The organism is Limnohabitans sp., from assembly GCF_044361645.1.
GTDB lineage: Bacteria > Pseudomonadota > Gammaproteobacteria > Burkholderiales > Burkholderiaceae_C > Limnohabitans_A.
In genome coordinates, this window is sequence record NZ_JBIKIL010000192.1 from 1 (window position 1) to 4187 (window position 4187).

A 4187-nucleotide genomic window follows, 5' to 3' on the forward strand; every position below is an offset into this window, starting at 1 on the left:
TGTTCGGCAAGATCACCAACATCGCCGACTACGGCGCGTTTGTGGAACTCGAGCCGGGTATCGAAGGCTTGGTGCACGTGTCCGAGATGGACTGGACCAACAAGAACGTGGCCCCTTCCAAAATCGTGGCTTTGGGCGACGAAGTCGAAGTCATGGTGCTGGAGATCGACGAAGACAAGCGCCGCATCAGCTTGGGCATGAAGCAGTGCCGTGCCAACCCTTGGCAAGAGTTTGCGCAAAACACCAAGCGTGGCGACCGCGTCAAGGGCCCGATCAAGTCGATCACCGACTTTGGCGTGTTCGTGGGCTTGGCCGCCGGCATCGACGGCTTGGTGCACTTGTCTGACTTGTCTTGGAACGAAACCGGCGAAAACGCCGTGCGCGAATTCAAGAAGGGCCAAGAAGTCGAGGCCTTGGTTTTGGCTGTGGACGTGGACCGCGAGCGCATCAGCTTGGGCATCAAACAGCTCGACTCTGATCCTTTCACCACCTTCACCTCCATCAATGACAAAGGCCAGATCGTCACCGGCAAGGTCAAGACCGTGGATGCCAAGGGCGCTGAAATCGACCTGGGTGAAGACATCATCGGCTACCTGCGTGTCAGCGAAATTTCGCGTGACCGCGTGGAAGACGCCAGCCACGTGCTCAAAGTCGGCGACGAAGTGACGGCTGTGGTGGTGAACGTGGACCGCAAGACCCGCAACATCCAGTTGTCGATCAAGGCCAAGGACCAAGCTGACCAGCAAGAAGCCATGGCTTCGCTGTCGCAGCAATCCAAGACCGAAAACGCTGGCACCACGAGCCTGGGCGCTTTGTTGCGGGCCAAGCTCGACAACAACTGAAGTGAGCGCTGAGCGTTGAGCCTTAGAAGTTGAGCGAAGTGCACGGCCAAGCCGCCCCTTTCGCTCGACCTCGACGCTCAACGTTCAATGCCCAACGCCCATGACCCGCTCTGACTTGGTTGATGAAATCGCTGCCCGTTTTGCGCAGTTGACCCACCGTGACGCCGAACTGGCCGTCAAAACGGTGCTCGACGCCATGAGCGATGCCCTTGTCAAAGGCCACCGCATTGAGATTCGGGGCTTTGGCAGTTTCTCCATCAACCGCCGCCCTCCCCGCGTGGGCCGCAACCCTCGCTCGGGTGAGACGGTTCAAATCCCAGAAAAACGCGTTCCCCATTTCAAGCCCGGCAAAGCCTTGCGCGAAGCCGTCGACGCTGAGACCACGCGCAGCGCCCCTGTCAAAGCAGCCCCCAAGACATGATTTTTGGGTCGCCCTAAAATTCTCACAGCGCGCGAGGTCTCTGCATGAAACGACTGCTTTGGCTGCTTCGGTGGATACTGAAAGCGGCTGTTTTTTTCACCCTGTTTGCTTTCGCGTTGAACAACCAACAAGAAACGCGTGTGAATTTCTTTTTCGGCACCCATTGGTCTGCGCCCACCGTGCTGGTGGTTTTGTTGGCCTTTGCAATGGGTTTGGTGTTGGGTGTGTTGGTGATGGTGCCGCGCTGGTGGCGTCAACGCAGAACCCACCTGCACCCTGCTTTGCCAACCCCCATAGACCCGCCCCCCACCACAAGCAAGGTCTCCCGTGGAATTTGACCTGACCTGGATTTTGCTGGGCCTGCCCACTGCTTTTGCCTTCGGCTGGGTGGCTTCGCGCTTTGATTTGCGGCAAATGCGCATGGCCAATCGCCAGGCTCCGCGTGCTTACTTCAAAGGCTTGAATTACCTGCTCAACGAGCAGCAGGACCAAGCCATTGACGCCTTCATCGAAGCGGTGCAAAACGACCCCGACACCTCAGAGCTGCACTTTGCTTTGGGCAACTTGTTTCGTCGCCGAGGCGAATACGACCGTGCCGTTCGGGTGCACGAACACCTGCTCTCGCGCTCTGACATCGGCACTGCCGATCGCCATCGTGCGCAGCACGGTCTGGCGCTCGACTACCTGAAAGCGGGTTTGCTCGACCGCGCCGAAGAGGCGCTGCGCAAGCTGGAAGGCACCGTTTATGAAGGCCAAGCCCGGCTGGCCCGCATGGGCATTTACGAGCGCTCACGCGAATGGCCCGAGGCCGCTGCCGTGGCGCGCTTGCTCGACACATCGGGCGAGGCCGACTTTGGCATGCGCATGGCGCACTACCAATGTGAGCAAGCCCGCGAAGCCGTCGCCCGAGGCGACTTGGCACAAGCCCTGAGTCTGCTCCAGCCCACGCTGAGCAAACATCCGAACGCAGCCCGACCTCGGATTTTGATGGGCCAGCTCCTGCTTAACCAAGGCCAAGCCCAACAGGCCTATGACAGCCTGGCGGTTTTGTTTGAACGCAACGACCTGAACGCACCTTTGGCGGCCGACACTCTGGGCAAAGCGGCGCTCGCTTGTGACATGTCCGAAGACGCCAAAACCCTGCTGCAGGCATACCACGCGCGCCAGCCCAGCATCGATGTGCTCGACGCCATGGCAAGCCTTGATGCGGCCCAAACCCGCGAAGCCCTGCAAGTCGAAACACTGCAGCGCTACCTGACGCATTTGCAAACTCACCCTTCGCTCACGGCCGCCAGCCGCTGGCTGTCTGGCGGTCAGGCCGATGGACCTCGTTTGCCCGCCTCGGTCCAAAGAGCCCTGGAACACGCCACCAAACCGCTGGCGCGCTACCGCTGCGCGGCCTGTGGCTTCGAAGCCAAAGAGCATTTTTGGCACTGCCCTGGCTGCCAAGCCTGGGACAGCTACCCACCCCGGCGCATCGAAGAACTCTGACCTCGAGCCAAGCCAAACTTGCTTGTGCTCTGGCCTGCAGATTCGGTCCTCAGGTGGGCAGATCAGTTGGGCAGACCAGGTGGGCACGGTTGCGGGGAACATGCCGCGCTGCTGCGGCTTGACCCACTGTGCTTTTTCACCCCCGTGGTTCACGCACCCATCCCGGGCCAAAACACGGCATACAAAAAGCACTGGATCTGCCTGCACGCAGCCCAGGCGCAGCCAAGGCCTCGGTCGGGACTGACACCACCAAGACAACGCGCCCAGGCAAGTCTTGTCGAGCGCATAAAATGGCCAACTGCACAGCAAGGAAGCTCCATGGCACGCACGCTCTACGACAAGATCTGGGACGAACACGTCGTCCACACCGAAGAAGACGGCACGGCCGTCTTGTACATCGACCGCCACTTGGTGCACGAAGTCACCAGCCCCCAGGCCTTCGAAGGCATTCGCCAAGCGGGCCGCAAAGTCTGGCGCGTCAGCTCCATCGTGGCGACCGCCGACCACAACACCCCCACCACCGGTTGGGAGTTGGGCTACGACGGCATCACCGACCCGATCAGCAAAGAACAAATCACCACGCTGGACGCGAACATGGCCGAATACGGCTCGGCCGCCTTCTTCCCCTTCCTGTCCAAACGCCAGGGCATCGTGCACGTCATTGGCCCTGAAAACGGCGCCACCCTGCCCGGCATGACCGTGGTCTGCGGCGACTCGCACACCTCGACCCACGGCGCTTTTGGCGCACTGGCGCACGGCATCGGCACCTCCGAAGTCGAACACGTCATGGCCACCCAAACCCTGCTGGCCAAAAAAGCCAAAAACATGCTGATCAAGGTCGAGGGCAACCTGGCCAAAGGCCTCACCGGCAAAGACATCGTGCTGGCCATCATCGGCAAAATCGGCACCGCAGGCGGCACCGGCTACACCATCGAATTCGCCGGCTCGGCCATCCGCGCTTTGAGCATGGAAGGCCGCATGACGGTGTGCAACATGGCCATCGAGGGCGGCGCACGCGCAGGCTTGGTGGCGGTGGACGAGAAAACCATCGACTACGTCAAAGGCCGCTTGCTCTCGCCCGGAACCGATCCGAAAACCGGCCAGTTTGTCGGTGGTGCCGAGTGGGACCACGCCGTGGCCTACTGGAAGACCCTGCAGTCCGACCCCGGCGCGCACTTTGACGCTGTGGTCGAGCTGGACGCCAGCGCCATCGTGCCGCAAGTCACCTGGGGCACCTCGCCCGAGATGGTGCTGGGCATTGACGGCCACACGCCCGACCCCGACAAGGAAAAAGACGAGGTCAAGCGCGAAGCCATCGAGCGCGCCCTGACCTACATGGGCCTGCAGCCCGGCAAGGCGCTGGCCGACATCACCATCGACAAAGTGTTCATTGGTTCTTGCACCAACAGCCGCATCGAAGATATGCGCGAAGC

General features: G+C 61.0%; 5 protein-coding genes. All 5 read left to right on the top strand.

Annotated elements, in window-relative coordinates:
* A partial coding sequence (locus ACIQ39_RS18750; RefSeq protein WP_396436100.1) for a S1 RNA-binding domain-containing protein occupies positions 1-842 on the top strand: 842 nt, incomplete at its 5' end.
* Positions 843-942: 100 nt separating this feature from the next.
* Entirely contained in the window at positions 943-1263 is a 321-nt protein-coding gene (locus tag ACIQ39_RS18755; RefSeq protein ID WP_396436101.1) for an integration host factor subunit beta, read from the top strand.
* 44 nt (positions 1264-1307) lie between these two features.
* On the top strand, positions 1308-1601 hold the full coding sequence (locus tag ACIQ39_RS18760) for a lipopolysaccharide assembly LapA domain-containing protein (protein ID WP_396436102.1): 294 nt from the start codon (positions 1308-1310) through the stop codon (positions 1599-1601).
* Positions 1591-2754 (top strand): lipopolysaccharide assembly protein LapB, encoded by a 1164-nt coding sequence (gene lapB, locus ACIQ39_RS18765; RefSeq protein ID WP_396436103.1) that lies wholly within the window; start codon positions 1591-1593, stop codon positions 2752-2754. The genes ACIQ39_RS18760 and lapB overlap by 11 nt, the downstream gene beginning before the upstream one ends.
* A gap of 318 nt (positions 2755-3072) precedes the next feature.
* The coding region (locus ACIQ39_RS18770) for a 3-isopropylmalate dehydratase large subunit (RefSeq protein WP_396436104.1) at positions 3073-4187 on the top strand (1115 nt) is incomplete at its 3' end.